Source organism: Vibrio maritimus (genome assembly GCF_021441885.1).
Lineage (GTDB): Bacteria > Pseudomonadota > Gammaproteobacteria > Enterobacterales > Vibrionaceae > Vibrio > Vibrio maritimus_B.
The window spans coordinates 144,808-170,850 of the sequence record NZ_CP090439.1 but is presented as its reverse complement, the minus strand read 5'-3'; the positions used below and the strand labels follow the sequence as shown (position 1 = coordinate 170,850).

At 45.4% G+C, this 26,043-nt stretch carries 23 protein-coding genes and 1 riboswitch; of the genes, 11 read left to right on the top strand and 12 right to left on the bottom strand.

The window, feature by feature from the left end; all coding sequences use genetic code 11:
* Nucleotides 1-7: 7 nt before the first annotated feature.
* Complete coding sequence (locus tag LY387_RS17320) at nucleotides 8-307, bottom strand: YfcZ/YiiS family protein (protein ID WP_128649399.1); 300 nt, start codon at nucleotides 305-307, stop codon at nucleotides 8-10.
* A 490-nt stretch (nucleotides 308-797) separates the two neighbouring features.
* On the opposite strand from LY387_RS17320, the gene LY387_RS17315 reads away from it, so the two are divergent.
* The gene (locus tag LY387_RS17315) at nucleotides 798-1,259 is read left to right on the top strand and encodes a TetR/AcrR family transcriptional regulator (protein WP_128649400.1); all 462 of its coding nucleotides are present in this window, start codon (nucleotides 798-800) and stop codon (nucleotides 1,257-1,259) included.
* 74 nt (nucleotides 1,260-1,333) lie between these two features.
* Here the strand turns inward: LY387_RS17315 and LY387_RS17310 are convergent, their stop codons facing one another.
* The 3 genes from LY387_RS17310 to LY387_RS17300 all read right to left on the bottom strand — a co-directional run bounded on the left by LY387_RS17310 (nucleotide 1,334) and on the right by LY387_RS17300 (nucleotide 4,141).
* Nucleotides 1,334-2,077 carry a heme ABC transporter ATP-binding protein gene (locus LY387_RS17310; protein WP_234497866.1) on the bottom strand — a complete coding sequence of 248 codons (744 nt, stop codon included), beginning with the start codon at nucleotides 2,075-2,077 and terminating at the stop codon, nucleotides 1,334-1,336.
* 89 nt (nucleotides 2,078-2,166) lie between these two features.
* On the bottom strand, nucleotides 2,167-3,147 hold the full coding sequence (locus LY387_RS17305; RefSeq protein WP_234497865.1) for a FecCD family ABC transporter permease: 981 nt from the start codon (nucleotides 3,145-3,147) through the stop codon (nucleotides 2,167-2,169).
* Between the two features lie 139 nt (nucleotides 3,148-3,286).
* Nucleotides 3,287-4,141, bottom strand: a complete 855-nt coding sequence (locus LY387_RS17300; RefSeq protein ID WP_234497000.1) for a heme/hemin ABC transporter substrate-binding protein — start codon at nucleotides 4,139-4,141, stop codon at nucleotides 3,287-3,289.
* Nucleotides 4,142-4,356: 215 nt separating this feature from the next.
* Here LY387_RS17300 and hutW point away from each other — a divergent pair, with 215 nt between their 5' ends.
* From hutW to hutZ, 3 genes are read left to right on the top strand one after another with little or no spacing between them, the layout of a single operon-like run.
* A complete protein-coding gene (gene hutW / locus LY387_RS17295) occupies nucleotides 4,357-5,802 on the top strand; it encodes a heme anaerobic degradation radical SAM methyltransferase ChuW/HutW (RefSeq protein WP_234496999.1) in 1,446 nt (481 codons plus the stop codon).
* A gap of 8 nt (nucleotides 5,803-5,810) precedes the next feature.
* Nucleotides 5,811-6,317 (top strand): heme utilization cystosolic carrier protein HutX, encoded by a 507-nt coding sequence (gene hutX, locus LY387_RS17290; protein ID WP_234496998.1) that lies wholly within the window; start codon nucleotides 5,811-5,813, stop codon nucleotides 6,315-6,317.
* Nucleotides 6,318-6,376: 59 nt separating this feature from the next.
* The gene (gene hutZ, locus LY387_RS17285) at nucleotides 6,377-6,913 is read left to right on the top strand and encodes a heme utilization protein HutZ (protein WP_234496997.1); all 537 of its coding nucleotides are present in this window, start codon (nucleotides 6,377-6,379) and stop codon (nucleotides 6,911-6,913) included.
* A gap of 79 nt (nucleotides 6,914-6,992) precedes the next feature.
* On the opposite strand, the gene LY387_RS17280 is transcribed toward hutZ, so the two are convergent.
* Entirely contained in the window at nucleotides 6,993-8,345 is a 1,353-nt protein-coding gene (locus tag LY387_RS17280) for an MATE family efflux transporter (RefSeq protein ID WP_234496996.1), read from the bottom strand.
* Between the two features lie 101 nt (nucleotides 8,346-8,446).
* On the opposite strand from LY387_RS17280, the gene LY387_RS17275 reads away from it, so the two are divergent.
* Complete coding sequence (locus tag LY387_RS17275) at nucleotides 8,447-9,394, top strand: LysR family transcriptional regulator (RefSeq protein ID WP_234496995.1); 948 nt, start codon at nucleotides 8,447-8,449, stop codon at nucleotides 9,392-9,394.
* On the opposite strand, the gene LY387_RS17270 is transcribed toward LY387_RS17275, so the two are convergent.
* The 4 genes from LY387_RS17270 to LY387_RS17255 form a co-directional block, all read right to left on the bottom strand.
* Nucleotides 9,391-10,128 carry a DsbA family protein gene (locus LY387_RS17270; protein WP_234496994.1) on the bottom strand — a complete coding sequence of 246 codons (738 nt, stop codon included), beginning with the start codon at nucleotides 10,126-10,128 and terminating at the stop codon, nucleotides 9,391-9,393. The two genes, LY387_RS17275 and LY387_RS17270, sit on opposite strands and share 4 nt — an antisense overlap.
* 22 nt (nucleotides 10,129-10,150) lie before the next feature.
* A complete protein-coding gene (locus tag LY387_RS17265; protein WP_234496993.1) occupies nucleotides 10,151-10,669 on the bottom strand; it encodes a protein disulfide oxidoreductase in 519 nt (172 codons plus the stop codon).
* Nucleotides 10,662-12,773 carry a protein-disulfide reductase DsbD family protein gene (locus LY387_RS17260; protein WP_419153482.1) on the bottom strand — a complete coding sequence of 704 codons (2,112 nt, stop codon included), beginning with the start codon at nucleotides 12,771-12,773 and terminating at the stop codon, nucleotides 10,662-10,664. Before LY387_RS17260 ends, LY387_RS17265 begins: the two co-directional genes overlap by 8 nt.
* A gap of 1,253 nt (nucleotides 12,774-14,026) precedes the next feature.
* Entirely contained in the window at nucleotides 14,027-15,739 is a 1,713-nt protein-coding gene (locus tag LY387_RS17255) for an ArnT family glycosyltransferase (RefSeq protein ID WP_234496992.1), read from the bottom strand.
* Between the two features lie 319 nt (nucleotides 15,740-16,058).
* A riboswitch (Fluoride riboswitch) is annotated at nucleotides 16,059-16,122 on the top strand.
* Between the two features lie 116 nt (nucleotides 16,123-16,238).
* Here LY387_RS17255 and LY387_RS17250 point away from each other — a divergent pair.
* Together LY387_RS17250 and LY387_RS17245 are read left to right on the top strand one after the other, a co-directional pair.
* Nucleotides 16,239-16,931, top strand: a complete 693-nt coding sequence (locus LY387_RS17250) for an iron-sulfur cluster assembly scaffold protein (protein WP_234496991.1) — start codon at nucleotides 16,239-16,241, stop codon at nucleotides 16,929-16,931.
* Between the two features lie 15 nt (nucleotides 16,932-16,946).
* Nucleotides 16,947-17,924: a GGGtGRT protein gene (locus LY387_RS17245; RefSeq protein WP_234496990.1), complete on the top strand. Its 978-nt coding sequence runs from the start codon at nucleotides 16,947-16,949 to the stop codon at nucleotides 17,922-17,924.
* A gap of 40 nt (nucleotides 17,925-17,964) precedes the next feature.
* On the opposite strand, the gene LY387_RS17240 is transcribed toward LY387_RS17245, so the two are convergent.
* Both LY387_RS17240 and LY387_RS17235 read right to left on the bottom strand, forming a co-directional pair.
* Nucleotides 17,965-20,127, bottom strand: coding sequence for an EAL domain-containing protein (locus LY387_RS17240; RefSeq protein WP_234496989.1), 2,163 nt, complete (start codon nucleotides 20,125-20,127; stop codon nucleotides 17,965-17,967).
* A 12-nt stretch (nucleotides 20,128-20,139) separates the two neighbouring features.
* The gene (locus LY387_RS17235; protein WP_234496988.1) at nucleotides 20,140-21,087 is read right to left on the bottom strand and encodes a phosphate/phosphite/phosphonate ABC transporter substrate-binding protein; all 948 of its coding nucleotides are present in this window, start codon (nucleotides 21,085-21,087) and stop codon (nucleotides 20,140-20,142) included.
* A 370-nt stretch (nucleotides 21,088-21,457) separates the two neighbouring features.
* On the opposite strand from LY387_RS17235, the gene LY387_RS17230 reads away from it, so the two are divergent.
* Complete coding sequence (locus LY387_RS17230) at nucleotides 21,458-22,132, top strand: hypothetical protein (protein ID WP_234496987.1); 675 nt, start codon at nucleotides 21,458-21,460, stop codon at nucleotides 22,130-22,132.
* A gap of 8 nt (nucleotides 22,133-22,140) precedes the next feature.
* On the opposite strand, the gene LY387_RS17225 is transcribed toward LY387_RS17230, so the two are convergent.
* Nucleotides 22,141-22,542: a hypothetical protein gene (locus tag LY387_RS17225; protein ID WP_128650289.1), complete on the bottom strand. Its 402-nt coding sequence runs from the start codon at nucleotides 22,540-22,542 to the stop codon at nucleotides 22,141-22,143.
* Nucleotides 22,543-22,703: 161 nt separating this feature from the next.
* Between LY387_RS17225 and LY387_RS17220 the strand changes: the two genes are divergently transcribed.
* From LY387_RS17220 to secF, 3 genes are all read left to right on the top strand, one after another.
* A complete protein-coding gene (locus tag LY387_RS17220; protein ID WP_234496986.1) occupies nucleotides 22,704-23,201 on the top strand; it encodes a hypothetical protein in 498 nt (165 codons plus the stop codon).
* A gap of 101 nt (nucleotides 23,202-23,302) precedes the next feature.
* The gene (gene secD / locus LY387_RS17215) at nucleotides 23,303-25,129 is read left to right on the top strand and encodes a protein translocase subunit SecD (RefSeq protein ID WP_234497863.1); all 1,827 of its coding nucleotides are present in this window, start codon (nucleotides 23,303-23,305) and stop codon (nucleotides 25,127-25,129) included.
* Between the two features lie 2 nt (nucleotides 25,130-25,131).
* A complete protein-coding gene (secF, locus tag LY387_RS17210; protein WP_234496985.1) occupies nucleotides 25,132-26,034 on the top strand; it encodes a protein translocase subunit SecF in 903 nt (300 codons plus the stop codon).
* The last annotated feature ends 9 nt before the right edge of the window (nucleotides 26,035-26,043 follow it).

Below are 26,043 nucleotides of genomic sequence, written 5' to 3'. Positions count from 1 at the left end.
AGAACGATTAGCGCGCTAGAGAGCGCGTTTTTAGTTCAAAGATCAGCTTCTCTGCACTCACTTCAAACTTGAATCGAGCAACTAGCTCTTTGCTTTCTTCTACTAGCTCTGAAACTTCAAACTCAACGTTTGCTGACACAGTCTTCGCCAGTTCAATGTATTTTTGAATTTCTGCTTCCAGTTGAGCTTGGGATTCGCCGAAAAGTTGAACTTCTGCGACGTCATCGCCTTCCTTGATGATAAAACCCATTTCACCAGCAACGCCACAAGCGTCACATACGGTTGGTTCTTCATAAGTGTTTGACATAACGATACCTCTTATTAAATCTGTGGTTATTCTATAACTGTGTTTGTGAGGTATCCAGCAATAAATTTCGCGAATGTATTGCAGTTGCATAGGTCTAGCTATGGGTAATTAGCATAATTAAAACGATATATTCATGGAGATTATGAATATCTTGTTGTTTAATAATGAGTTTGTAATATGCAAGTGGTATCTGCGCTATGTGATGGGGTTCTCAAATATGAGACTCATGTACTAATGATATAGTACAGATTAGTACATGACCTTTGGTGAAATGGTAAACTTTATAAGTTACTAATCAATAAGATGATTTTTATATTTTTGAATGGTATCTATGCCAAGTATTTGTCTCGTGTATGGTTTGCATTCGGTATGCCGTAAACTGAGTTTTTGCAAATCGATACAATAATGGATAGAAAATTATAACGAGCGCTGCTTTAATTATGGTATAGCATACAGCGTACGCAGATAACGATTTAGAGAAGCTTAAGAAATGCCAAAGCGTAGTAAAGAAGATACTGAGATTACGATCCAGAAAATCATGGAAGCGGTCGTCGATCAGATTATCCGACTAGGGTATGACAAAATGTCGTACACCACTTTAAGCCAGCAGACAGGTATATCAAGAACAGGGATCAGTCACCACTTCCCAAAAAAGACGGACTTTACGGCCGCGCTTGATGGACGCATCTTCAAAATGTTCGTCGAGCATTTAGAGTTTGAAAAGGGTATCGATGGCTTTACCGGTAGTTGGATCGAGTCTCTAAAGAATGATGAGTTTTTAGCAATCCTAAAGCTGCTTTTCCACCACATTGTGACGTCAGAAAACTCACATGAGTTTGCGTCGAAGGGTATTGACCGTTTATACAAACTGGTTGAGACCCAATACGGTGAAGGTAGTGACAAAGAGCTGGAATGGCTGATTGGTCGTTCGCTGATTCAACTTTCAAAGTAACAGGTTGTATTAAATAATGAAAAGCCGCTCTAACGAGCGGCTTTTTTGTTATTTGCTTGCTACGTTAGATGTAGCTATTGAGGTAATACGGTGGGGAAATCCAGAGTCGGGTGTGGCGTGACAAGCGCGCTGTATCCGTAGACTTCTTGTATTAGTTCACTACTTAACGCTTCCCATGGCTTGCCGTCTGAGACGATTTTCCCTTTATCAAGAACAAGTAGCCTATCTGAATACTGAGCAGCTAAGTTGAGGTCGTGAAGGACAACGACGACTGCGGCGTTCTCCTTATCTGCAAGCTCTCGTGCGATGGCTAAGGTGTTGTGCTGGTGTGCGAGATCGAGCGCTGATGTCGGCTCGTCCAGCATCAAGATCTTTTTATCTCCAGACAGATGAAGCTGCGTGAGAACACGTGCTAAATGCACTCTTTGCTTTTCTCCACCAGAAAGTGACGGATACAGTCGCTTTGCCAAATGAGCAACGTCAGCGGAATGCATGTAGTTTAATGCAAGCTCCTTCGTGGCTTGATTGGACAAACTCAGCGGTATGGCACCGAGCTCTACTACTTCAGAAGCGAGAAAAGGAAATGAAAGTGTGCTGTGCTGAGGTAGCAACCCCATATGCCTAGAGAGCTCCTGAGCAGACCATTGGTTCTTATGCCTATCAAAATACTCGATATCAACACTCGATGAGGTCTCACCACATAACAGCTTTAATAGTGTACTTTTGCCTGCGCCATTTGGACCTAAAAGCGTGGTAACTTGACCGGAGTAAAGCTCAACATCAATGTTATCGAGAATCACCCGCTCACCAAATGTCATAGTGATATTTTTTGCCGATATAGCAGTTTGAACCTCGCTACTCTGACTCTCTCCTTTGCGTTGGAAAGCACTAGTTTCATAGACTCGGCTCATAAAATTTTTCCTTTTTGCTGAAACAGCAAGTACAAGAAGAAAGGTGCGCCAATAATGGCAGTGACAATTCCTACTGGGAGCTCTGCAGGCGCTACTGCCACGCGAGCGAACATGTCAGCCGCGGTCATGAGTAGGGCTCCTAAAAGTGCTGACAATGGTAGTAGCGTCCTGTGGTCAGGACCTGCTAGCATTCTCCCTAGGTGGGGTATAACTAGGCCAATAAACCCAATCAAACCAGAGACACTGACGGTTACCCCGACACCGACGGCGGTGAGAAGTATTAACTGACGTTTAAGCTTCTGCACTGGAATGCCTAAGTGCTTTGCTTCGGACTCACCAAGAAGAAGCGCGTTTAGAGACATTGCTTTTTTGTAGAAGTACCAAAACAGCAGTATCAATGTGACACCCGATAACCCAATTTTTCCCCAACTTGCACCTGCAAGTGACCCCATTGACCATAGAGATAAGTCACGCAACATCTGGTCATCGGCAATAAAGTTTAGGTAGCCAATGGCTGCGCCAGACAACGCACTGATGGCCACGCCCGCGAGCAACATAATGGTGACAGAGGTTCCAAACTTACTGGTGCCCAGTTTGTAAACCAACACTGTGGTTAGTGCGCCGCCGAAAAATGCAAAAATCGGTACTACTGCAAGTGCCATAAACTGCGGAAACTCTATTCCTAGAACCGAAAAACCAACGATGGCGAGAGCGCCGCCCAAAGAAGCGCCTGCTGATACGCCGATGATCCCAGGCTCAGCTAATGGGTTACGAAATAGTCCCTGCATTACTGTGCCACAAATTGCCAAAATGGCGCCAATGAGCATGCAAAGGACGGTGCGAGGTAAACGAATATCCTGAATCACCAAGTTGATATGCGGTGCAAGATCATTACTACGAGTTGTCAGTGATGTCACGCTGTCCCAAAACGTGATGTTCATAGGACCAACGGTAATAGAGTAAATGGCGGATAGCATTAGCAATAACGCGAATGCGGAGAAGACTAATCTGTTGGATACATTTCGAAGCATAGAGTTCTTTACATCTAAACCCAGTCAAACTGAGGTTGTGAAGGTTGGTTGCTCAATTGCAGCAACCAACTGAAAAGATTGACAGTTAAGGGTAGAGCAAGGCGTTGATACGCTTTGCCTCTTCTAAGCTTTTAAGACCTAGCCCGCCGACAAGCGCGTGACCATCTATTGTCACGATGGCATTGTTTTGTCCTGCAGGAGTCGCGGAGAGCATTGGCAGGGCTTTGAGTACCGCATCGCTGCCACCGAGTTTGGCATAACTTCTCCCGCTAACAAGAACGACATCAGGCTGCATTTCGATGATGGCTTCGTTTGAGATTGGCTTATAAGAGTCGATAGACGCCGCTGCAGGGTTGATACCACCCGCTAGCTTGATGATGGCGTCTGGAGTGGTTGCATTACCTGCTACGTTTGCTGGGCGGCCTTCATGAATCAGTAGGAATAAGACTTTCTTCGCTTCATTTTCTTGGGGTTGATTAGAGGTTAGCGCATTCACCTGTTTTGCGATGTTAGATTTGAGTGCTGGTGCATTTGCCTCTGTGTCAGTGAGCTTTGCAATTTGATCGATGCGTGTATTGAGACCTTCTATGGTTGGTGCGGTATCCACAATTTCAATGTCGACTCCGATTCGTTCTAATTGATCTAAAGCCGGTTTCGGCCCCATCTCATCAGAGCCAATAACGATCGTTGGTTCTAGAGCAATTAATCCTTCTGCTGACAAAGCTCGATGATAGCCGACTTTAGGAAGCGGTGACTCTTTGGGTGTAACACTAGTGACATCCACACCGACTAGCTGGGACTGAGCGCCTAGAGCATAGATAAGCTCAGTCACAGACGCACCTGCGCTGACTATCTTCTCTGTACCTTCTGCTATCGCGGTACTAAAAGGCAGAGAAGCAACGATGCTAATCGAAAGTAGTTTTTTTATTGTTTGTTTCATTGTGTGGATCCTAACAAGGCGGATGATTTGTCCGTAAAGCATTGGCTGCATGGGTAACCGTAAAATAGGTCTCGTGCAGTTGGTAAATGAGATTATGTATCACAACGAAAATAAGATCAATTATCAATTGCATTATCAACTGCATCAAATTATGATCATCTCAGTTTTAGTTTAAGCCTTATACAACAAGGCTTTGAAACCAATCATGAGCTGTTATGAAAATTGATTTAAGTCAACTAAATGAATCGCATTTCGGAGTAAGCACTCCGGATCCGTTGCGATTCGCATTTGGAAAGAAAACTTCACCGCACGCAGGCGGGATGGGTATGCCAGTGCCGTCTGAGCGTTATGACGAACTGTTTACCGGCTTAACCGAGCAGGCTACCACTCGCAGTAAGAAGCGTTGTTTGTATATTCACATTCCTTTTTGCCGAGTGCGATGTACGTTCTGTAACTTCTTCCAGAATGCTTCAAGTCGAAAATTAGTCGATGACTATTTTGATGCTCTGATGAAAGAAATTGAGATTAAGTCACAGCTAGAGTGGACGCAAAGTGGGATGTTTCATGCCGTCTACATTGGAGGAGGAACTCCAACAGACCTTTCGCCAGACCAAGTGGAACGTTTAGGTAAAGCAATACATGCTTCATTCCCTCTTGCTACAGACTGTGAGATTACCTTAGAAGGTCGCACAAACCGCTTTAGTGATGAGATGTTTGATAAAGCGCTTGAGGGCGGCTTCAATCGTTTCTCATTTGGTGTTCAAAGCTTTGACACTAAAGTAAGACGAAGTGCAAAACGCCTTGATGACCGAGAGGTTGTTATGGAGCGAGTGTCGCAACTCGCCGCGCGTGATGAAGCCCCAATTGTGATTGACTTACTCTATGGTCTTCCATATCAAACTCTAGACGTGTTCGAGCAAGACCTAAAAGACTACATGGAGACAGGCGCCCATGGTGTAGACCTGTATCAGCTTGTCGTCAGTGGAAGTGCACCTATGTTGAATCTAGTGGAAAAAGGTCGGTCTGAACCGCCTGCCTCATCAGCAGAAAAAGCCGCGATGTATGAAATGGGTGTGAACTTCATGAACAAACATTTCGTCAAACAGCTAAGTGTCAATCACTGGGCTCGTGACAATAGAGAGCGCAGCCAATACAACAGCGTGGCAAAAACCTTCGCAGAAGTGATGCCCTTGGGAGCGGGCGCTGGTGGCAATATCGGCGGATACGGCATGATGCATCATAGAACACTTGATGCCTACATGGAGGCGATGCGTACAGGAAAGACGACCATCGCGATGATGAGCAAGCAAAGTCGTTACGAACCGGTATTAGCGAGTCTAAAAGCAGGCTTTGATAGTGGTGTTGTACGTCGTAGTTTATTGGTCGACTTTGAAGGCGAGGACACCTTCGACCTTCTTCTGCCGCTCTTTAAAATTTGGCAGCAAAATGGCTTGGTAGAACTTCATGACGATTATCTTGTGTTGACGGTCGCTGGTGCATTTTGGTGTGTCACCCTGGCTCAAGGTGCTATCGCGGCCATCAATACACTCATCAAAGACAAACCAGTTATGCCGAAGGGCATGACGAGGGACATGAAAAGGGGGCACGGTAAAACTATGCCTACTCATAAAGACAACAAAGCAAACAATAACGCTGCATAGGAAAGAAAATGACAACTGAATTGAAGCAAAACGTTGCAACTATCTTAGAACAAGACCCATCGCTCCTACCGGCTGCTATCGCAGAAAAGCTTGGTGTTAGCGAGCGTGAGGCGGTATGTGCAATGCCTGAAGAGATGGTCGCATTTGCAGGTGGCGATATTGCGCAGGATGTTCTGGAGTCAATTACGACTTGGGGACCAGTAACCACTATCGTGCACTCGTTTGGTTCCATCTTTGAAGTGAAGGCACCGTTTCCTAAAGGAAAAGTTGCACGCGGTTATTATAACCTCATGGGCAAAGAAGGTGAGTTGCATGGTCACCTTAAACTAGACCTTATTAAAACCGTTGCTCTAGTGAGTAAGCCATTTATGGGTAACGAGAGCCACTACTTTGGTTTCTTTGATGAAACAGGTAACAACGTCGTCAAAATCTACTTAGGTCGCGACAAAAAGCGTGTACTTATCCCTGAACAAGTAGATAACTTTAAAGCACTACAGACAAAACTGCGTGGCTAAGCAGCGTAACAGCAACATTCAAATTAAATTATAATTATTAGAGAAAGTGAGGTTTCAACATGGATCAACAAGTTAAGCAAGAGCGCCTGCAGGGACGTCTTGGACCAGAAATTAAAGAGTTTCGCCAAGAGCGTAAAACCATTCAATTGGCAACGGTTGATGAAGAAGGTCGTCCAAACGTAAGTTATGCGCCTTTTGTGCAAAATCAGGATGGTTACTTTGTACTGATTTCACAGATTGCCCGTCATGCTCGTAATCTTGAGCAAAACCCTAATGTGTCTCTAATGATGATTGAAGACGAGACGGAGAGTAAGCAGTTATTTGCTCGTAAGCGTCTAACATTTGATGCGGTTGCGACCGTGGTAGATCGTGAGTCCGAGCAATGGCAGCAAGTGATTGCTCAAATGAAAGACCGCTTCGGCGAAATTATCGATGGCCTAAGTCAGCTGCAAGATTTCATTCTGTTCAACTTAAAAGCTGAACACGGCTTATTTGTTAAAGGCTTTGGTCAAGCGTATCAAGTCTCTGGTGACGACTTGGTTGACTTTGTCCACCTGCAAGAAGGTCATCGCAAGATAGAAAAAACGGAAGCTTAATTAGCCATAACGCTAATCATCAAAGCCCTCTCGACAGGCATGCCGAGAGGGCTTTTTCATTATCAAGTGAGTGTGATCGCTATGCTGTGTGAGCGTTCGAAAATGTATCGAGTTTGGTTCTTTTTAGCTCAAACACCAATTGAGCGAGCAACAATAGCCCTGTTGCCGCTAGACCAACGAGTATGCCTCCCCAAATCCCAGCGAGCTCATAGCGAGACATCAATAGCCACGCGGCAGGTAGACCAAACACCCAGTAGCCTATCGCTGTCATCACTGTAGGCAGTACGACGATTTTCATACCTCTTAATAGGTTTATAGCGAGTAACTGCCAAGCGTCAACGACAAAGCTCAGAGCAACGACCCAAATAAGAGATGCAAGCATATCGGTCAGCTCATGCTCACCTTCACCATCAAGCTGGAATAGGCTGGCAATCGCTTCTGGCCACACGATGAACACAACGGCTAACACTGCACTTAGGATCGTCACTAACGCGAAGCTACGTTTGGATACGGCTTTTACGCCGGCTAAGTTGTTGTTACCGAACTCTTTGCCAACCAGAATCGCTGCTGCTTGAGAGAAACCGAAGTTAATGTTCCAAGTAAAGCTCAGGCATTGCAGTAAAATTTGGTGCAACGCTAGTGCCGTAACGCCAATAAACCCAGCCATTAAGGTGCCACCATAAATTAGCCCCATTTCCAGTGCGGCAGCGATAGCGATAGGGATACCCATTGAAAGCAAAGGCAGCATTAAACGCCACTCATATTCGTCTAGGTTAAGCCAAGGCGCGAATCGGTAGTAGGTAGGGCGCCTAAACACCCAATAACCATAGCCCAACAGAACAAGTGAGGCGGCAAGTGTTGTACCAAGCCCAAGCCCTGCAATACCCCATCCCATGTTGAAGGCAAGGAGATAGCTAAACGGTACGTTCAGTGCTACGGTTGCGAGTGACATAATCATGACAGATTTTGCGTCACCGTAATTACTGGTTAAACCACGGAGGATCAGTAGTAACAAGGTTGGCAGCATGGCCCACTTGAGTGTATCGAGGTAGGTCATTGCGACGACAATCACTTCTTCTGGCTGCTTGGCCATTCTTAGAAAGTCAGGAGCAAAGACAAAAGCTGACGTTAGTATGATAGTCAACAAAATTGAAAGCATGAAAGCCCCTTTGACCGCAAGGCGAACCTGTTTTAAACCGTGTTCAGGTCGTGCAACGCTTTGTCCGTACGCAATCGCGATCAAGTTAGCCACGCAGCCTACAGTACTGCCCGCTACCAGAAAAACAAAGGTATAGACGGACGCACCTAACCCGCCACCAGCAAGGTCACTGACACTTAATTGTGCCATCATCCAGACGTCAGTCAGGACCAACGCCATAGCGATGAGCTGTGAAATGATTAAGGGTGTCGCGAGTGACAAGATGCGTTTCATGGATAACCTCTAGTGATAATAGGTGTATTTTAGATGCATACTTATGGTGTTCAATTAACATTTGTGTCACTCTGGTATTCCTTCAGATCATGTGAGCAATTATGAATCCATATTCGAACATTCCGTATTCACACAATGCCCTAAAAGTGTTTGAAGCTGTTGCAAGGCATATGAGCTTTACGACTGCTGCACAGGAGCTTCACGTCACGCAAAGTGCTGTAAGCCGACAGGTGAAGCAGCTAGAGGATGATCTGAATGCATCTTTGGTTATTCGTCGTCATCGCTCGATTCAGTTAACGCTAAAAGGGCAAGCGCTCTATGAAGTGTTGGGACGAAACTACGCGGCTTTGCAATCGCTTTTGAACTCATGGAAAGAGTCGGAAGCAAAAAAAATCGTCATTCGTGCAGCGCTAAGTTATGCCACTCGTGCTCTATTGCCTAAGATCCAACAATTGAACGAACGTTTCCCAAACTATGAAATTGCCGTTATTCCTGTCATTGACGAGGAAGAGAGTTTAGGCAAAGGGGATTATGACTTATTTGTGTTCACCACAAGAAATAGCGAAAGCTATGACAATGATCCTGAGATTTTCTTTGTGCGCGAAGAGTATATGGCGCCAGTGTGTACTCAGCAGTTGATAGGAGATAGACGAGATATTGAGCACTTACTGACGCTTCCTAGGTTACACCCAACTCTCGACCATTTAGATTGGCGTGCGTGGCTAAATAAGATTAATCACATCGATAGAAAGGTTCCTCGTAACTCGACCTTTTTTACCCTCGATTTGACGCTTAGTGCTTGTCTGTCAGGTCATGGTGTGGCGGTCACTGATTTGTTACTTGCCCTTCCGGAACTTGAGCGGGAATACCTAGTGTGTCCAGAGAATGCGATGATACATCCAAGTGGTTGGCGATATTTCTGCCACAGAAGGACAGAATCACCCATCGTAGAAGAGTTGGTCGATTGGTTGAAACAAGAGACTGTCGAAGAGCTCAGAAAGCTAGAACAGCTTTCTGAGCGTCATGGCTGGGGACCGATCGAAAGTTAGCTTTTTTGTTCGGCCTGATGTTTCTTCACGATCTCTTCAAGTTTGTCATAAGGGATAAATCCTGGGATCACTTCATCACCAATGAACATGGCTGGTGTGCCGCGAAGTCCTAATGCAACGAATGTTTTGTAGTTTTTTACAAGTGATTCGTTAATCGCCGTATCACCCGTTAGGTATTCCTCAGTGCCTGTCGTTTTCGCAACTGCTTCTATGGACGTTTTATCGTGCAGACCTGGTTTAGCAACAAGTAGACGATTGACCTCGGCAAACTTCTCTGGTGCGTTTTGCCATACTTTAATGGCAAATGCCGCAGAGTTTGTCTCCAAGCCATCGATGACTTGCTGCTTAAGAGGCACATAGATATTGATCACTTTTAGATCTGAGTTCTTGCCAGCCATTTTTGCTAAAACATTGTCCAAGCGTTTGCAATAAGGGCAGTTGTAATCGGTAAAGTTAATGATGACAGTACCGCCTTCAGGGTTACCCGTCACACTGTGGATCGTCGTGTCATTTAGCCAGGTTTCGCTTTGTTGCTTGGCTTTCGTTAGCTGCTTTTGGTTTTCAACATATTGTTGAAGATTCGTATGAAGGTCTGCAATGATTTCAGGGTTATCACTCAGTAACTGATGAATCCCTTCTAATTGCTGTTGTTGCTCGCTAGTGAGTTCTGCATGTGAAAGTGCTGGCAACATAGCTGCGATGCTGACTGCGATTGAGATAATTGTCTTTTTCATGTTTTTTCCTTGGCTCAGTGAACTACTGAGCAGATAAAATTCTTAACCAAAGCCCCATCGGTGTCGTAACACCTGTGGAGATGTTTTCAATTTGGCCCTTATTGATGACGGCGATGGTGGGCGTAACTGTAATGTTCCATTGACGGCTAATAAGACTGTTAACATCGTTGATCACTGGAAAGTGATAGTCTTTCGATTGCATGTATTGCTTTACTCGTTGATCGGGTCCCGAAGAGAGAGCGACCGATACCACTTGGTAACGGCCGGAGAACCAGTCAATCGTTGGGCTTACAAATCGACACGCTCCGCACCAGGTCGCCCAAAAATAGAGGACAACCGGCTCTTGGTGGCTCTGCTCGATAATATCAACGGGAATATTGTCGAGTGTTACCGCTTGAAGAGCTGGAGCCTCCCCATTCGGCATATCTAAACTTCGATACCAATCGAGAGCGAGAGAAACCAGAGTGACCAGCACAAAGACGCTGATAAGCTCTTTACTCCATTTAAACAATGTGCCTTTCCAACTTTTGCGTTTAGCCATTTGGAGTCCCACTTGCCGCATTAAGTGCTTGTGTTATCGACTCAGAGGTGAGTATTACAGGCAGTGGAATTCCCTCTGGATGGTTAGGTCCGTAGACGATATTGAACGGCACGCCGTAACGGCCATAACTTTGTAGATATTTCGTGACGCTGTCACTTGGTGTTGTCCAGTCTCCGCGCATTGTCACTACGTTGCTTTGTTGCAGCTCGCTGTATACAGGGTCTTGGAGCACGACACCAATCTTGTTGGCTTTGCAGGTAATACACCAATCTGCGGTAACATCAACAAACACGGTTTTTCCATCCGCGACCAGTGCTGGGATAGAATTGGCATCTAATCGCTGCCAATTGAGGTTATCAACGATTGGTGTCGACCAACTATCTGCAGTGATGCTGCCGATAATAAGCCCTCCACCAAGTGCAAACACCGAAAAGCCCGACATCAAAATCACCGCTTTTTTCCCAAACGTCCTACCTAGCAAGATAAAGACGGTCAGTAAAATAATACCGATAATTCCGACGGTTGCTGGCTTGCCGATAAACACCGAGAGCAAAGAGGTTAACCACAAGCTTGTGAGTAGCATCATGGCGCCAAACAGAACCTTGAGCTTATTCATCCATGGACCAGGTCGTGGGAAAGCTTTCACTAATGACGGAAAGATGGTGAATAAAATCCAAGGTAAGCTCATTCCAATGCCTAAGGCGGCGAAGATAAGCCAAAGCTCGCCATAACTTGCACCGAGTGCATAGGCGACGGCGGTACCAAGAAAAGGTGCACTGCATGGTGTGGCGAGCAAGGTTGCAAACATACCTTGGATGAAGTGTCCGCCGTAACTGTGATCACCTTTCGTTGCTAACCAAGTATTCATGGAGCTTGGCAGCTGGATATTGAACAGTCCGAGTAGGTTAGCGGCAAATAGCAGTGTTACAACCGCCATGAAAATGATGAATCCACTGCTTTGAAATTGGATCCCCCAGCCGACCATGTGCCCTGCCATTTTCAACGCACTGAGCGCGCCTGCCAAAATCAAAAACGAAGTGATGATGCCAGCGGTTGAGGCGAGGAATGATAGACGAACCTGCTTTGCGGATTGGTTAGCGCCGACAATGATGGAATTAAGCTTCATTCCCAAGACGGGAAGCACACAGGGCATCACATTGAGAATCAGCCCACCTAGCAAAGCAAAACCTAACATCCAGATTAATCCACCCTCGCTCGGTACCGATATTGGGGTGGTAGATACAGTGGTTGAGGTTTCTGCCAGTATCAGTTCATCGGATACGGTGATCTGAACCATTTTGTCTGAAATATCTGCTTCACCAAGCCAGTTACTTACCTGATAGGTGGCATAAAGAGCATGACCCTCAATGGTAAGCTTGGGCTGAGAGAAAAACTCATTCGCTACCTCTTTTCCATCGACCAAAATAAACGGTTTTTTCCAGGCAGAATCCGTCGTTAGTTTGAGGGTGAGTGTTTGCGCTTGTTGATTCCAATAGCTCTCGGAAACCTGAACTTGTTCAGTTTTCTTTGGCGTTAAACTCATACCTTGACCAAACAAGTACGCTGCGTCGGAATCAAGCACAAGTGAGCTCGGGTCGATGGTAAGCTCGATAGGGTAATCGGCAATAACGCAGATATTCGTACAACTTGACAGGCGCAGGTTAGCCTTGAGCTGTACAGGCTGTGATGGGTCAGTAACCGTAACGATAAGCGGAAAGCTCACCTCATGTTTGTAGCCTAAGGTCAGCATACCTAATTGCTCATAATAGGCGGGTACTGGCCAATGCCATTCGATGTCGTCGATGTTGGTTGAGTCGCTCCAATCAAATTCGGGAGCAACACCACCTTCGCCAGGACTACGCCAATAGGTTTTCCACTCTCCATCTAATTCAACATCTAACACCATCTCCATTTGACGAGTGCTAGGATCAATGTGTCCAGTTGAAAGGGCTCGCACTCTAACGGGAGGGTGCATAGGGTCTTGTACCCAGCCAGAAGACTGAGCGACAGAGGTCGCGCTAAAAAATGCAGCGGTGCTCATCAGCAGAAGCATAAAAGCAATGCTGATTGTTCGTCTTAAAGACGAGGTAATTGCGAGTGCCATCATCGGGGCACGTCTAACTTCAGTGTTTTCGTTCGACACAGTATTCTCCAAAAAGTAATTAATAGACCTTGGTGAGTACTTTTTTATTCCCGAAATGTGCAGAGAGTGAGATGAAGCCGGTTTTTCGGTGGAGCTTCGTCCACACGTTGTGTGGCTTTACGCTGAGGTTGGTGAGTAAACAGGATTGCGGCAAGCGCAATAAGAAACAGTATGGGTGTAAAATCTTCCATGTTAGGAAGGGAATGGGTCAGCAACTTTTTAGTCACAAAGCAGGGTTCTTCAGTCGAAGCAGTGTCGTGCACAATATGATCGATTGATTCTGCGTTGAATAGGTCATTGACGCTTAAATGACTAGATAGCGTAACTTTTGAGGTCTGAATTTTGCTGTGGTAGGCGACATTCGTTTTGAGGGCGCACAACAACACTACCATTACGGCAGTGAATAGAAACAGAGCGCGAAAAGTGTTGTGCCTAAAAGTATGCAAAAAGTGTTTTCTCAATCGTTGATTGGAAGGTAATAAACCACCCAGTTAAGACACGACTAAGTTAACGTGTTACTGAAAAACGTCAAGTGAAAATAATTACCCAGATTATGGGTAGGTTGGGTATCAATGTGCAGGGTGAATGGGGTGAACAAAAAGAGCAACCTAGCATTGCTCTTTTTCAGAGTTAGTGCGCAGTCTTTACGCTGCTTTACTGACTAATCGTAATATTGCTTTGTTGATCCCGATAAGATCGTTAACAGAAGTGGCGCCTCTTATTGCATCCATGAGAGATTCCTTGCTGCAGCAAGGGATAACATCAATGTTTTTTACCTTTCCCTCAAGAGTGTTCTTCATTAATTCAAATTGTTTCTGTTCGAACATGTTAGTGAGCCTGTGACGTTGTTGTATCTGTTTTGTACCGCTATCTTACCTGTTTATTGTGACAATTTAGCCTTAAAACTTGCAACAATCGGTCAAACAGCGGTGTTTGTATCTTTATAGTGAGCACATCATAGTGCGTTATTCGATTAGATTCCAATGGAAAGAGGCTATATCAATCAAGCTACTATTGGTTTGGTATATCAGATTACTGGTGCTGACTTTTAACTGATTGAAACTAGGTTGATCCTGAGTTGGTATTTTGTAACGTATTGTTAACTCGTGGCTCTGGCTTTCATTAGGTGCATTCAGAGGTGTGATCTAAATCTTAAATAGATCGAAAAAAAGCCCCTGTCCACGAGGATGCAGGGGCTTTCAAATGGGTCTTTGCTATTTCCCGGAGAGCCAGAATACGGCGTCTCTGACTTTGTCACTTCGTGGCGTACCTTTTGCCAGTATGTCGATTTGAGTGTCGGGTCTAAATCCGGCAAACGTCACAATATCTTGAAGAGAATTACTTCTATCTAGCAGAAGATAGTCGTAATCCGGGTCGACACCATCAAGAATATCTTGCGCGCGGGCTCGGTCAACCTGCGGGACTGCCCAGTCATGATAAAGGAAGAATATAGAGGTCATGGTTTCCGAAAAATGGTAACTCGCGATACGGTCACGCTTCTGTTCTGGTACTTGTTCAACAAATGCTTGAAGGTCAGGCTTCATATCTTTGGCAATATCGATAGCTGGGAACAAGTAAGTAAATGCGCTCGAGAAAAATAGCGCAGTCACTATCGCCATCTTTGTCCATTGTGGCCAAAGTTTGCGCTCAACAACCAGCATTAGTGCAATCGCAATCAATGGGATTAACGCAACAAGGTGCCAAGTACTGAGCCAGTCCATTAGTGCTTCGGGAATTTTCTCCTGAGGCAGCAAGTTAGCCCATAGAGGGACAACGGCGAAAGCCACCAAGACAAATGACATTAATGTCATCCAACCACGGCGGTACCAATCAAACCATTTGCCTGAGAAGGTGATGAGCGCATCTGCGATCATGAGAGCGAACAGCGGCATCAAGGGTGCCAGATACATAGAACGCTTGGTTACTGAGTAAGATAAAACAAATATCGCCAGGGTAAACCAAAACGCCAAGAAGCCATCAATCCATGTAAGTTGCTTTGGTTGGCGAAGCTTGTAAATGAAATGTCCGAGCCATAGCACTAATAGAGGGGTCCAAGGGGCGCCGTATTCTAGGACACCGTTGACATAATAAAAGGGTTTACCCGCGTGGTTGTGTCCAAGGGTATTAGTTGCAGAGCCAGTTAGGCGACCCACTTGATTGTCCCAGAACCATGCCTTCCAAAGATCTGGTGACGCGGTCTTATAGAATGGATAGATCCAGCTTGCGGCAACCAAACACATGGCAGCAATACCAATAATATGCATCAGAACAAACTGACCCATTGGTGCTGCTTGTTCTGGGAACTGCTTACGAAGATACACAGCTCTACTGATCAACGGGACCCAAGCAAGACCAATACAGAGTACGATCGCAACGGGTCCTTTGCTTAAGAATGCGAGACCAGTGAATGCGCCAGCGACAACGAGAAAGCCCAGTTTTTGTCGCAAATAGGCTTCACTGAATGCCCAAATAGCTGCAATAGTGGTAAACATAAGCGCGGCGTCGACACGGAGCCAATGGAAATTCAGTACAAACCCCTCAAGCGTGCCTAGTACGGCCAGTGCGACCCAAGCGAAGTTTTCTCCTTTGAACAGATAGGCGATGCGATAGGTCGCTGCGAGTGAGCCTAAGCACAGTAGAGCGAGCGCTAAACGGCCTGCCATAATGGCATCGAGACCCGTTGCGTGCATAAATAGAGTTGAAACAATAAAGAAAACAGGTGGCTTCTCGACGAATGAAATCCCTGCAAACTGAGGGATAATATAGTCCCCAGTTAAGTACATGCTGTGAATAATCGCAGCGACTCTGGGTTCATCTGGCGTCCAGACATCATGATCAAACAGACCACTAAATACCACAGCGACGATGGCGAGTAGAAGAATGAATTTCCAACGCTGATTTTGGTCGCCAGTTTGTGTTGTTGACACTTTTTATCTCCAATTATGCTGCGCACTAATAAAGCTAGCTTGCGAACCTAATATTAAAACTTGCTATAAAATAAAAGCGCTAGATTTTAAAATTCTAGCATGTAGGCATCAACACTTTGTGTATGAAATCTATACTTTTATTCGGTAAATTTAACGCTTATCTGACAGGAGCATACCGACCAATAAGGTGTGTTTATATGTTGTTTTTGTAACGTTTGATATAACTATACTTACAAAGGGAAGGAATAAAGAGTCGAATAATTATGACGAATTGTTCTAGCGCGAACTATTGCAATGAAATGTGACTTAGATCTACTATTACCACCAAGGTGATGGGGTTCCACCTACTTAACCGCCATTTGGCTGATGACTCCTACAGTTTCAGAAAACAGGTGTAACTTGTCTATGCGTTATTATTGCGTGGGACTGGTTCTGTCGACCACTGACTGTAGTTCATAAGCCGATTCCTACGCCTGTTTTCCCGTCATAGGAAAACACAATGCAATACTCTCAAGAAATTCAATCAATGTGTCCAATTCAGCAAGGGGCACTGCATCCATCTGCACCTATTCCTGTCGAAGGTCGCTGGTTAAACCCAAAAGACGTGATTGCTATCTCTGGTCTCAGTCATGGTGTTGGCGCGTGTGCGCCGCAGCAAGGCGCTGCCAAGCTCACCCTCAATGTTAAGAACGGCGTTGTAGAAGAGGTCTTAATAGAGACCATTGGCTGTTCTGGTATGACACACTCTGCCGCAATGGCGTCGGAAATCCTCACAGGTAAAACCATTCTTGAAGCGATGAACACTGATTTAGTTTGTGATGCTATTAACGTTGCGATGCGCGAGATATTTTTGCAGTTCGCCTATGGACGAACTCAGTCGGCGTTCTCTGAAGGGGGACTTGAGGTAGGGGCTGCGCTTGAAGATCTAGGCAAAACTCAGCGAAGCCAAGTTGGCACAAGCTACTCGACGCGTGCTAAAGGTCCAAGATACATGGAAGTCGCTGAAGGTTATGTCACGCAGCTTGCACTAGATGAAGACAATGAAATTATCGGCTATGAATACCTTAACTTAGGGAAAATGATGGCAGATGTGGGTAAGGGCATACCTGCACAAGAGGCGGTGGCAAACGCTACAGGGCGTTATGGTCGCTTTGATGAAGCTGTAAAAACCGTTAATCCACGTCAAGACTAAGCTGAGGTACCTATTATGCCAATCACTAAACAATCACTATTAAATGAAATGGGCTTCGATACATTAGAGCAAGCCTACCAATACTGCTTAGCGCAAGATATCGATCCAAAGAAACTCGTTTTAGAGACACAACCCATCGCGTTTGAAGACGCTTGCAATGCGTATACGTTGGGTGGTGCACTCGCTCTATATCGTCAGGCAAATAATGCTCAACAGGCTGCGCTCAGTATCGGTGAAGGGCTTCAGGCATTTTGCAAGCCGGGAAGTGTGGCGTCACAGCGAGAAGTTGGTCTTGGTCACGGTGCGTTGGCTGCAAGACTCCTTAACGAAGAAACTCAGTGTTTTGCTTTTCTAGCCGGTCATGAGTCATTTGCCGCGGCAGAGGGCGCAATCAAAATTGCATTGAACGCCAATAAATCTCGAACATCACCGCTAAAAGTCGTATTAAACGGTCTAGGTAAAGATGCTGCTTATTTGATCTCTAGAATCAATGGATTCACTTATGTCAAAACCCAATATCATTATGAAACGGGTGAACTTGAAGAGGTGAGCCGTAAGCGCTTTAGCCAAGGTGAACGCGGAGAAATTCTCTGTTATGGGGCGGATGATGTTCGTGAGGGTGTGGCTATCATGCACGAGGCGAATGTTGATGTCAGTATCACCGGAAACTCAACTAACCCTACGCGATTCCAACACCCGGTCGCCGGTATTTATAAATCAGAGCGTCTTGCTTTGGGTAAAACATATTTCTCGGTAGCATCAGGAGGCGGTACAGGTCGAACTCTTCACCCAGACAACGTGGCAGCGGGTCCAGCAAGCTACGGTATGACAGACACCATGGGTCGAATGCATGCTGACGCGCAATTTGCTGGTAGCTCATCGGTTCCGGCTCACGTTGCCATGATGGGCTTTATCGGAATGGGCAATAACCCAATGGTAGGGGCATCGGTTGCGTTGGCCGTTGAGGTTGACCAACATTTAAACCGTCAATAGAACAACTAAGGGCATTCGATAAGAAAGAATGCCCTTGTTCTTATACCTTGAACTCTACGACGTTAGAGTTACTCTCGTTAATTAGCCTTCGCACAAAATCATCGACCGGCATTGGTTTATCAAAGTAGAAACCTTGTCCTACCTCACAGCCAATCTGTGCGAGTTTTTCCGCTTGTTCAAGCGTTTCAATTCCTTCAGCTACGACGAGTAGATCAAGGTTATTTGCCATTGCAACCATAGCTTGAACGAGCTGTTGGTCTTTTGAATCAGCGATAATGTCTCTGACAAATGACTGATCTATCTTGATGCCATCGACAGTAAATCGGCGTAGGTAGCTAAGCGATGAATAGCCAGTACCAAAGTCGTCAAGCCAAACTTCAATGCCACTCGCACGGATAGCCTTTAGCGTTCTTTCTGCTTCATCTTCATCTTGTAACAGCAAGCTCTCAGTAATTTCCATACGAATGGTGTGCGGTGGTACGTGGTATTTTTCCATGTAAAACGCGAACATCTCTACTAAATTCTGACGATAGAGCTGTTTGGATGAAATATTGATCGAAACATGGAAGTCGTGTGAGAAATAGGGCATCCATTGCTGAATTTGAAAGCACAAGCGTTCAATTAGCCACTGACCTAGAGGCAGAATCATAGCGGTTTCTTCGGCAATAGGAATAAAATCACCAGGAGGAACGATCCCAAGGGTTGGATGACGCCATCTCACTAAGGACTCAGCACCCATAACTCGTCCTGTTTTAAGACACACAAGAGGCTGGAACCATAATTCAAACTGCTGTAAATCCGCGAGTGAGCGACGTAGCTCCCTTTCAATATTGGCGCGATGTACAACAGACTTGAACATCTTAGGTGTGAACACTTTGTGCGTGTTTTTGCCATCAGCTTTTGCGCGGTACATGGCAATATCTGCATTCTTGATTAGGTCTTCGGCAGTCTTTCCGTTTCTTGGGTAGCGAGCGATGCCGATACTACCACCTACGACAAGCTCTTCATTTTCCATCAAGATTGGGGAGCGCACCGCTAAGAAAATCTTCTTAACAACAGCGTCGACGTCTTCTGTTGTTTTCAGGTGTGGAATCAACATGAGGAATTCATCCCCGCCGATGCGGGAGATCATGGTTAATGGATGATCATTGGTAATTTCTCGAGCACAGCGGGTGAGTTTCTCTGCAATGCGCATAAGCAGGAAATCGCCACTGTCATGGCCATAGTTATCGTTGACGACCTTAAACTCATCAAGGTCTAGGAAGAGTACGCTAAATGACGTTGCTGGATACGACTTGATAGTCCCTTGCAAATGCTGAATGAAACGCGTGCGGTTGGGTAAATCCGTGAGTGCATCGTGATAAGCTAAGTGAGAAATCTTTTGCGTACGATGCTCCAGTTTGGTCGCCATCGATTGCACAGCGAGGGTCAAATTGCCGATTTCGTCTTGTCGCTCCTCGCTATTCATCGTCTGAGCTAGTTTGAAATCACCGCGCCCGATAGACTCGGCTTGCTTAGTAAGCTGAACAAGTGGGCGGCTCCACCTTCTGGATATTATGGCGGCCATTAATCCAGATAGTGACAATAGCAGAACCGCAGCAGCTAACACTCCGACATATAACGCATCTTGAGAGCGTTTATTTGTCGCTTCAATAAGCGTAGCCATGGCGGATATTTCGTTATCCACCTTGTCTAGGGACATTTCTAGGTAAATCCCACCGATAGTTTCATCGGCAGCTCGAATAGGGCGAATAACGACTAGGCTTGATTCCATAAACATATGAATCGGTTTGCCATTCGCTATAACTTGCTTTACATCAACTGCAAAGCTTGCAGGCTTTCCTAGTTGTTCTAAAGAAGGGTCACCATCATGAAAGACGTTGCCTTTCTTGTCGAAAATAACCAGGTGCTCAATCTCTTCCATCTGAAGCAGAGGCTCGATTAGGTAGCCTGCCTCTTCAAGGTTATACATGTAAAGTGGGTCGAACATAGCTTCTGCAAGGTATGTTGACATTTGGGTTGCACGCTTACTTAGTTCAGTTCTAAATGTCTTACTGTTTTGAACGGTGAGTTCTTGCAACAGTCTTTCAGAGTGGTTTGACGATAACCAAAGGTGCACAGCAGCGCTGGTCAGCGTCATGACTACGGCTAGCGCAAACGTCACTAGCATATACTGCCCTTGTAGTCTTAAGTTTAACTTCATCTTATAACCAACCTAATTTAACCATAGCTGTTCTATTTGAACTCGGGATTGGTTGTAGTCTGCTAAAGACTGTAACCGCTCTTTGGACAAACGATCAAACTTTGTGGTTTTTTGAAATTTATAAAGCGCAGCTTTTCCTTCCTCTGATTTGTTGGCATTCACCAGGGTCTCGATGATTGCAGAGCGTACATTTGCATCTAAATCACCGCGAAGTAAAATAACGCTACGAGGGACAAATTCAGTACGGTGAATAATTTCCATTCCTGGCTTAATATGAGGCGGCATATCCCCTGAATCTTCCCAGTTTGTGTTAGCAAACGCGCCAACATCGGCTTGAGAGTGGGCGACCCATGTTGAAAGCGAAATTTCGTCTGCTCGACGCAAAATATCTGAAGCCAGTACTATATTAACTTTATCCGCTGTTGGTGCTTTGGGAAGTGAAAAATGAGGGGTTACTTCTAGTTTATGCTTCAGTAAGCTCTGAACCGGCAAGTAGAACCCGGACGTGGAGCTTCTATCTTCTAGGACTAGGATTTTTCCATATAGATCATCAAGAGACTGGATACCGCTATCTTTTCTCGCAAAGAATACGGTCTGATACTCTGGTTGACCTTTTTTCCATCGGCGGAGAACAATGTCTCCCTGGTAGTCTTCTTGAAGCTTTAAAGCAGCAAAAAGTGTCTCCGATACCATATCGACTTCGCCGCTTTCCAACCATTGACCAAGTTCAAAGATAGAGTCGGTGACTTTTACGCGACCGTTGGTATAACCATACTCTGTGAGCCCTTGGCTCACATATTTTGCAAGCGGGGATGAGAAAACGATATGTTTACGTGCTTTGTTGCTCAAGACGCCAATAGTAAAGGTTTGGTCCTTCGCACCATTATTTGAAGGTGCTGCAAAACCATGGCTGCTTAAGGTAAGCGTCATGGTTAGAATAAGGCAAAAGATATACTTCATACGCGCAGTATCCGCTTAATGTAATCTTATTAAAGGTATATTAGGTGATAGCTCTCAACATTCGAGCTTAATCACACATCACGATTGAAAATTTTGACGCAGAGAATGGCTGTATATCGTGTAGTAAGTGCTTATTATTGTTATCTTTATGTAGTTCTAGCATTGGCGTTGTTGATAGTTTAGTAGTTGTTATAGTGAGAAATGTTAACATAAACATTTCGTAGGTGAATGTAAGTGGTGTGAAAAATTTTTCATATTCATCGACTTGAGCCCATTTATTGAGGAACTCCATGCCCACTCAAACCACAATCAATTAAACTCTTTGGCGGTCACGCCGATACAGAGGTGCGTCAAAAAAGATAATAGGTAAATGAGTTTGAAGAAAATAGCAATGGCACTTGGGGCAATGGCGGTACTGCTTAGCATAGGTGCTGGTGTCGCCTACTATTTGGGTTACTTTGATCACGATGAGCCCGCAGCGAACAACGAGCCACGCCAAGTAATGGTTGCCGATAATGTCGTCGAGCCAACAACGATTGAAGAGCCCACTCCTGCGCCCGCTCCTTTACCGACTCATTATTATGTCTCACGAGCTTCGGAAACAGTCTACACCCAGCCAGAAACTAACTCTATGCCCGATGGTATTGCCTATTATGGTGAGCGTTTAAGTGTCATGGAAAGACGCGGTGACTGGATACGCATAGCGCCAATTTACCAGTTAGAAGAGGGTGCTGAAGAAGTATCGCAATGGGTTGACTCAACGTCACTCTCTACTAAGCAAGTGAAACTAGAGGGCAAAGTTTGGCTAGATGTACTTAAAGATTACATCGAAAATAGTGACAACTATATGAGTTACCAAGAAGCCTTTCTCGATGCGAGTACCAAGCTTATTCGACAACGTCGATGTCGTCTTGCTGACTTTGAGGAAGTCGGTGGTTGGATAAAATCAATCAACCACCAGGATAGTGTGTATTTCACCTACTGCGGCGGGATAGAAACTGAACACAAGATCTACTTAAATGTGGTAAGTGGTGAAGTGTTCTAACCTGAGGATTACCAAGGAGACTGATCTCGTTCTTTCTCTGCAGCCCTAGCCATGTCTCTTACGCACTGTTTTAGACGTTTGATCGCCGTGAGATCACCGTGCTCGATATGCTCAATGGGGGCGTAGCCGTTGAAAACGGTTGAGTTGTTTCTGACATTAATGAAGTTATTGATAAAGTGTGAGCTTTCGAATGCGGTTCGTAATAAACCATCGATTTCTACGATGAGGTGGACGCGCTCAAACGTAGAGGGTCCAATAGGTACAGTAGCTGGCGTGACTTTTAGTCGCGCATGCTGTTCTTTTGATAGCTCTAAGATAGCCTCTGTTTGTTCGTTCGAGGCGCCCCAACCGTCCAAAACACCAAGCGCGTATTTGACCAAGGTAAGTCTTTCATTCTGTGACAGTTCCATTGTCATCTCCATTCCACCACTGCTTTTTTGAATATAGTTGCTTAGCTTTGTTACCTCAAGATGACTGCTAATTTACCAACCTATGTTTTAGCTTTTTTTATTTGTCTTTGAAGAAGTATGGGAACATAATGCAGATCTTCAACTAATATTGGTTTTTCCTTTTGAGTCAGTTCAGTTTGTCGTTTTTCCTATCTTTGATTGTCGCGTTTTTCGCGCCAATTGGAATGGCTGCGTCTGATATAAAGGATACGAGGCTTGATACAGCAGGAACAACGTGGCAATCGTCGTCATATAATCATTTCCTAGCCATATCGCATGAACCTTCATCTCGGCTTGCAAACAAGCTAAACCAGCGCCAGTCAAAACCGAATAAACCAACTCGACCAACTTCGAACTCTTTTGGTGAGCATGATGCTCAAGGTATTCTTTTATCTTGGCGATGGATTGGCGGCGGTCATGAATCTCGAGAGCAAGAAACACCGCACTACACGCAAGTTGCTGACTTTGGTTCGCCTTGCTACTTAGAGCACTTCGCTGTCAATGAGACGACTCGACTACTCACGCCTTTTTATTTCCGATATGCATCGTCACAGCACCGACTTAGTGGTTGGAAAGACGGAAATACCCTCTACGTCTACTTAAACTCACTCTACGCATAATCTCCGTTACCTAAATAAAACGTTCATGCTTGCGCACAATTTATCGCGGGAGCTTTGAGCTTGGTTCTATTTTATTTTCAGTCTCTTGAGGCTGAGGAAACATTATGCGTACAAAAAAACAATCTAGAGCAGTGCTAAACCATTATTCCACTTGGAAGTATCTGGTTTTAATCGTTACTTGTGTCATGTTGGCACTGAGTGCCATGCCTTCATGGTTTGGCGAGAAACCTGCTATTGAAATCAAATTGAGTCAAACCAACGACCACTTAAATAGCCCATTTAAACTTAGCTCGCTACTGGAAGGGCAGGGTGTAGATTCTAAGTCTATTAAGCTTGAAAACAACGTGGCTCAGCTCGTCTTTGACAATGAAGTTGACCAAACCAAGGCTCGAAACGTACTGGGTGAGTGGGTTGGTAAAGATGACACCATGTCTTATTCCTATACCTCCGTGGCCCCTCAGTGGTTGCAGTCGATGGGCTTTACGCCAATAAAGCTTGGTCTTGACTTGCGTGGAGGGGTGCAATTCTTACTCAATGTCGATGTTGATCAGGCAGTATCAGAGCAGCGTGATGCTGTAATTGATGAAATTAAAACTGAACTTCGTAAAGAACGAGTTTTTGGTGCCACTGTTAGAGCCGACCAGCACACGGGCATACTCGTGACATCTAACGAAAAAGAGAGTGAGATTGCTGTTCGTAAGTTCATCAATTCAAATTACCCTGAATGGCAGGCAAAAGGCGAGGGTGACGCGCTTTCCATTTCAATGCGAGCGCAGTCGTACACAGAATTTGAAACGTTGACCATGCAGCAAAACCTTAAAATCATGCGTCAGCGCATTGAAGAGCTGGGTATTACCGAGGCATTGGTGCAGCGTCAAGGCAGTACTGGTATCCGAATTGAACTGCCGGGTGTTCAAGATCCATCGTTGGCCAAACGCGTCATTGGTGCGACGGCAAGCCTTGCGTTTCATGAAGTGAGCACATCATCAAATCCTATCTCAACACTAAAAATCAAAGATGACCAAGCAAAATTGGTCACGCTTGTGAAGAAGCCTGTGCTGACCGGTGAACACATCGTCAATGCTCGCGTTGGTTTTGACCAAATGCATCGCCCTGAAGTGGATATTTCTCTCGACCATGCTGGTGGTAAGAAGATGAGCGATTTCTCGGCGACTCATATTGGTAAAACGATGGCGACAGTGTATCGAGAATATGGTGTTAATGCGCGCGGCGAAACTGAGCGTAACGAGAAAGTCATTAGTGTCGCAACGATACAATCTCAGTTGGGTAGTCAGTTCCGAATTACAGGCTCTGGTGATCTCGAAGAGGCGCAGCAGCTGGCATTGTTGCTGCGTGCAGGTTCATTAACCGCACCTGTCACTATTGTTGAAGAACGCACTATTGGCGCCTCTCTAGGTGCTGAGAACATTCAAAATGGCTTTGCTGCACTGGCTCTGGGTTTAGGTCTTACTCTCACGTTTATGGCGCTTTGGTATCGACGTTTAGGTTGGGTTGCTAACGTCGCTTTAATACTGAACATGTCATGTTTATTAGGGCTTATTGCTCTTGTACCGGGAGCGGTATTGACGCTACCTGGCATTGCTGGTTTGGTATTAACAGTGGGTATGGCAGTGGATACCAACGTGCTCATCTTTGAACGCATCCGAGATAAGCTTGCTGAAGGTAGAAGTTTTGCACAGGCCATTGATCAAGGATTCAATTCGGCAGTTGCCACTATTCTTGATGCCAACATCACGACCATGATCACGGCCGTGATTCTTTATGCGATCGGTAATGGCCCTATTCAAGGTTTTGCACTAACGCTAGGGCTTGGTCTGCTAACCAGTATGTTTACAGGGATTTTTGCATCCCGCGCAATCATTAACTTAATTTGGGGGCGCGACACTCGTCGTGAGGTGAGGGTTTAAGCATGAAACAATTCTTTAAAACCAATATTCGACGTATTCGTTATCTAACCAACGTGTTATCAATTGCATTAGTGGTGCTGTCTATCGCGGCCGTTGCTATGCGAGGGCTGAACTTTGGCCTAGATTTTACTGGCGGTGTTGTTTCCGAAGTACAACTTTCTAGCGCGACTACACAAAGTGAACTGCGAGATACATTAACGCCAGTGCTAGGTGAGGGCATCTCCGTAACTAAGTCCGGAGAAGAGGGACGTTGGACGATTCGTTATTCGGCAGATCAAGGTGCGGAGAAGCACAACGCATTTAAACAAGCTCTAGCCGATGCTTATCCAAGCTCAACCATCGTAAGTGACAGCATAGTAGGAGCACAGGTGGGCCAAGAGCTTTATGACCAAGGTGGTCTAGCTTTACTGGTATGTTTGCTCTGTATTTTAGGCTATCTAAGCTTTCGGTTTGAATGGCGTTTGGCAAGTGGTGCACTGGCCGCGTTACTCCATGATGTCGTTCTGGTTTTGGGCTTTTTTGCTTTAACGCAAATGGAGTTCAACCTAACCGTATTTGCGGCGATATTGGCGATTTTGGGTTACTCCTTAAATGACTCGATCATTATTGCAGACCGTATTCGTGAGATTCTAAAACTCAAGCCAAACGAGAGAACGGCTGATGTCAGTGACCAAGCTGTCATTGCTACATTCGCGAGAACCATGGTGACTTCGGGCACGACATTGATAACGGTCGGAGCGCTTTGGTTACTGGGAGGTGATGCATTGCAAGGGTTTGCGACGGCGATGTTTATCGGTATCTTTTCAGGTACGTGGTCATCCATTTCGATGGGTACAGTGATCCCTGAGTGGTTGCACTTAGAAGGAAAACACTATCTTCCAGTCGAGATAGACACCGCCCCTTAACGCTCAATT

Excerpts from the sequence above, each read along its gene's own strand:
- LY387_RS17235 (WP_234496988.1), bottom strand. The coding sequence starts at position 21,087 with ATGAAGTATATCTTTTGCCTTATTCTAACCATGACGCTTACCTTAAGC.
- LY387_RS17260 (WP_419153482.1), bottom strand. The coding sequence starts at position 12,773 with ATGGCACTCGCAATTACCTCGTCTTTAAGACGAACAATCAGCATTGCT.
- LY387_RS17300 (WP_234497000.1), bottom strand. The coding sequence starts at position 4,141 with ATGAAACAAACAATAAAAAAACTACTTTCGATTAGCATCGTTGCTTCT.
- LY387_RS17310 (WP_234497866.1), bottom strand. The coding sequence starts at position 2,077 with ATGACATTTGGTGAGCGGGTGATTCTCGATAACATTGATGTTGAGCTT.
- LY387_RS17250 (WP_234496991.1), top strand. The coding sequence starts at position 16,239 with ATGCAATACTCTCAAGAAATTCAATCAATGTGTCCAATTCAGCAAGGG.
- hutZ (WP_234496997.1), top strand. The coding sequence starts at position 6,377 with ATGGATCAACAAGTTAAGCAAGAGCGCCTGCAGGGACGTCTTGGACCA.
- LY387_RS17240 (WP_234496989.1), bottom strand. The coding sequence starts at position 20,127 with ATGAAGTTAAACTTAAGACTACAAGGGCAGTATATGCTAGTGACGTTT.
- LY387_RS17320 (WP_128649399.1), bottom strand. The coding sequence starts at position 307 with ATGTCAAACACTTATGAAGAACCAACCGTATGTGACGCTTGTGGCGTT.
- hutX (WP_234496998.1), top strand. The coding sequence starts at position 5,811 with ATGACAACTGAATTGAAGCAAAACGTTGCAACTATCTTAGAACAAGAC.
- LY387_RS17280 (WP_234496996.1), bottom strand. The coding sequence starts at position 8,345 with ATGAAACGCATCTTGTCACTCGCGACACCCTTAATCATTTCACAGCTC.
- LY387_RS17275 (WP_234496995.1), top strand. The coding sequence starts at position 8,447 with ATGAATCCATATTCGAACATTCCGTATTCACACAATGCCCTAAAAGTG.
- secF (WP_234496985.1), top strand. The coding sequence starts at position 25,132 with ATGAAACAATTCTTTAAAACCAATATTCGACGTATTCGTTATCTAACC.
- LY387_RS17270 (WP_234496994.1), bottom strand. The coding sequence starts at position 10,128 with ATGAAAAAGACAATTATCTCAATCGCAGTCAGCATCGCAGCTATGTTG.
- LY387_RS17265 (WP_234496993.1), bottom strand. The coding sequence starts at position 10,669 with ATGGCTAAACGCAAAAGTTGGAAAGGCACATTGTTTAAATGGAGTAAA.
- LY387_RS17225 (WP_128650289.1), bottom strand. The coding sequence starts at position 22,542 with ATGGAACTGTCACAGAATGAAAGACTTACCTTGGTCAAATACGCGCTT.
- hutW (WP_234496999.1), top strand. The coding sequence starts at position 4,357 with ATGAAAATTGATTTAAGTCAACTAAATGAATCGCATTTCGGAGTAAGC.
- LY387_RS17315 (WP_128649400.1), top strand. The coding sequence starts at position 798 with ATGCCAAAGCGTAGTAAAGAAGATACTGAGATTACGATCCAGAAAATC.
- LY387_RS17305 (WP_234497865.1), bottom strand. The coding sequence starts at position 3,147 with ATGCTATCCGCCATTTACTCTATTACCGTTGGTCCTATGAACATCACG.
- LY387_RS17230 (WP_234496987.1), top strand. The coding sequence starts at position 21,458 with ATGAGTTTGAAGAAAATAGCAATGGCACTTGGGGCAATGGCGGTACTG.
- LY387_RS17245 (WP_234496990.1), top strand. The coding sequence starts at position 16,947 with ATGCCAATCACTAAACAATCACTATTAAATGAAATGGGCTTCGATACA.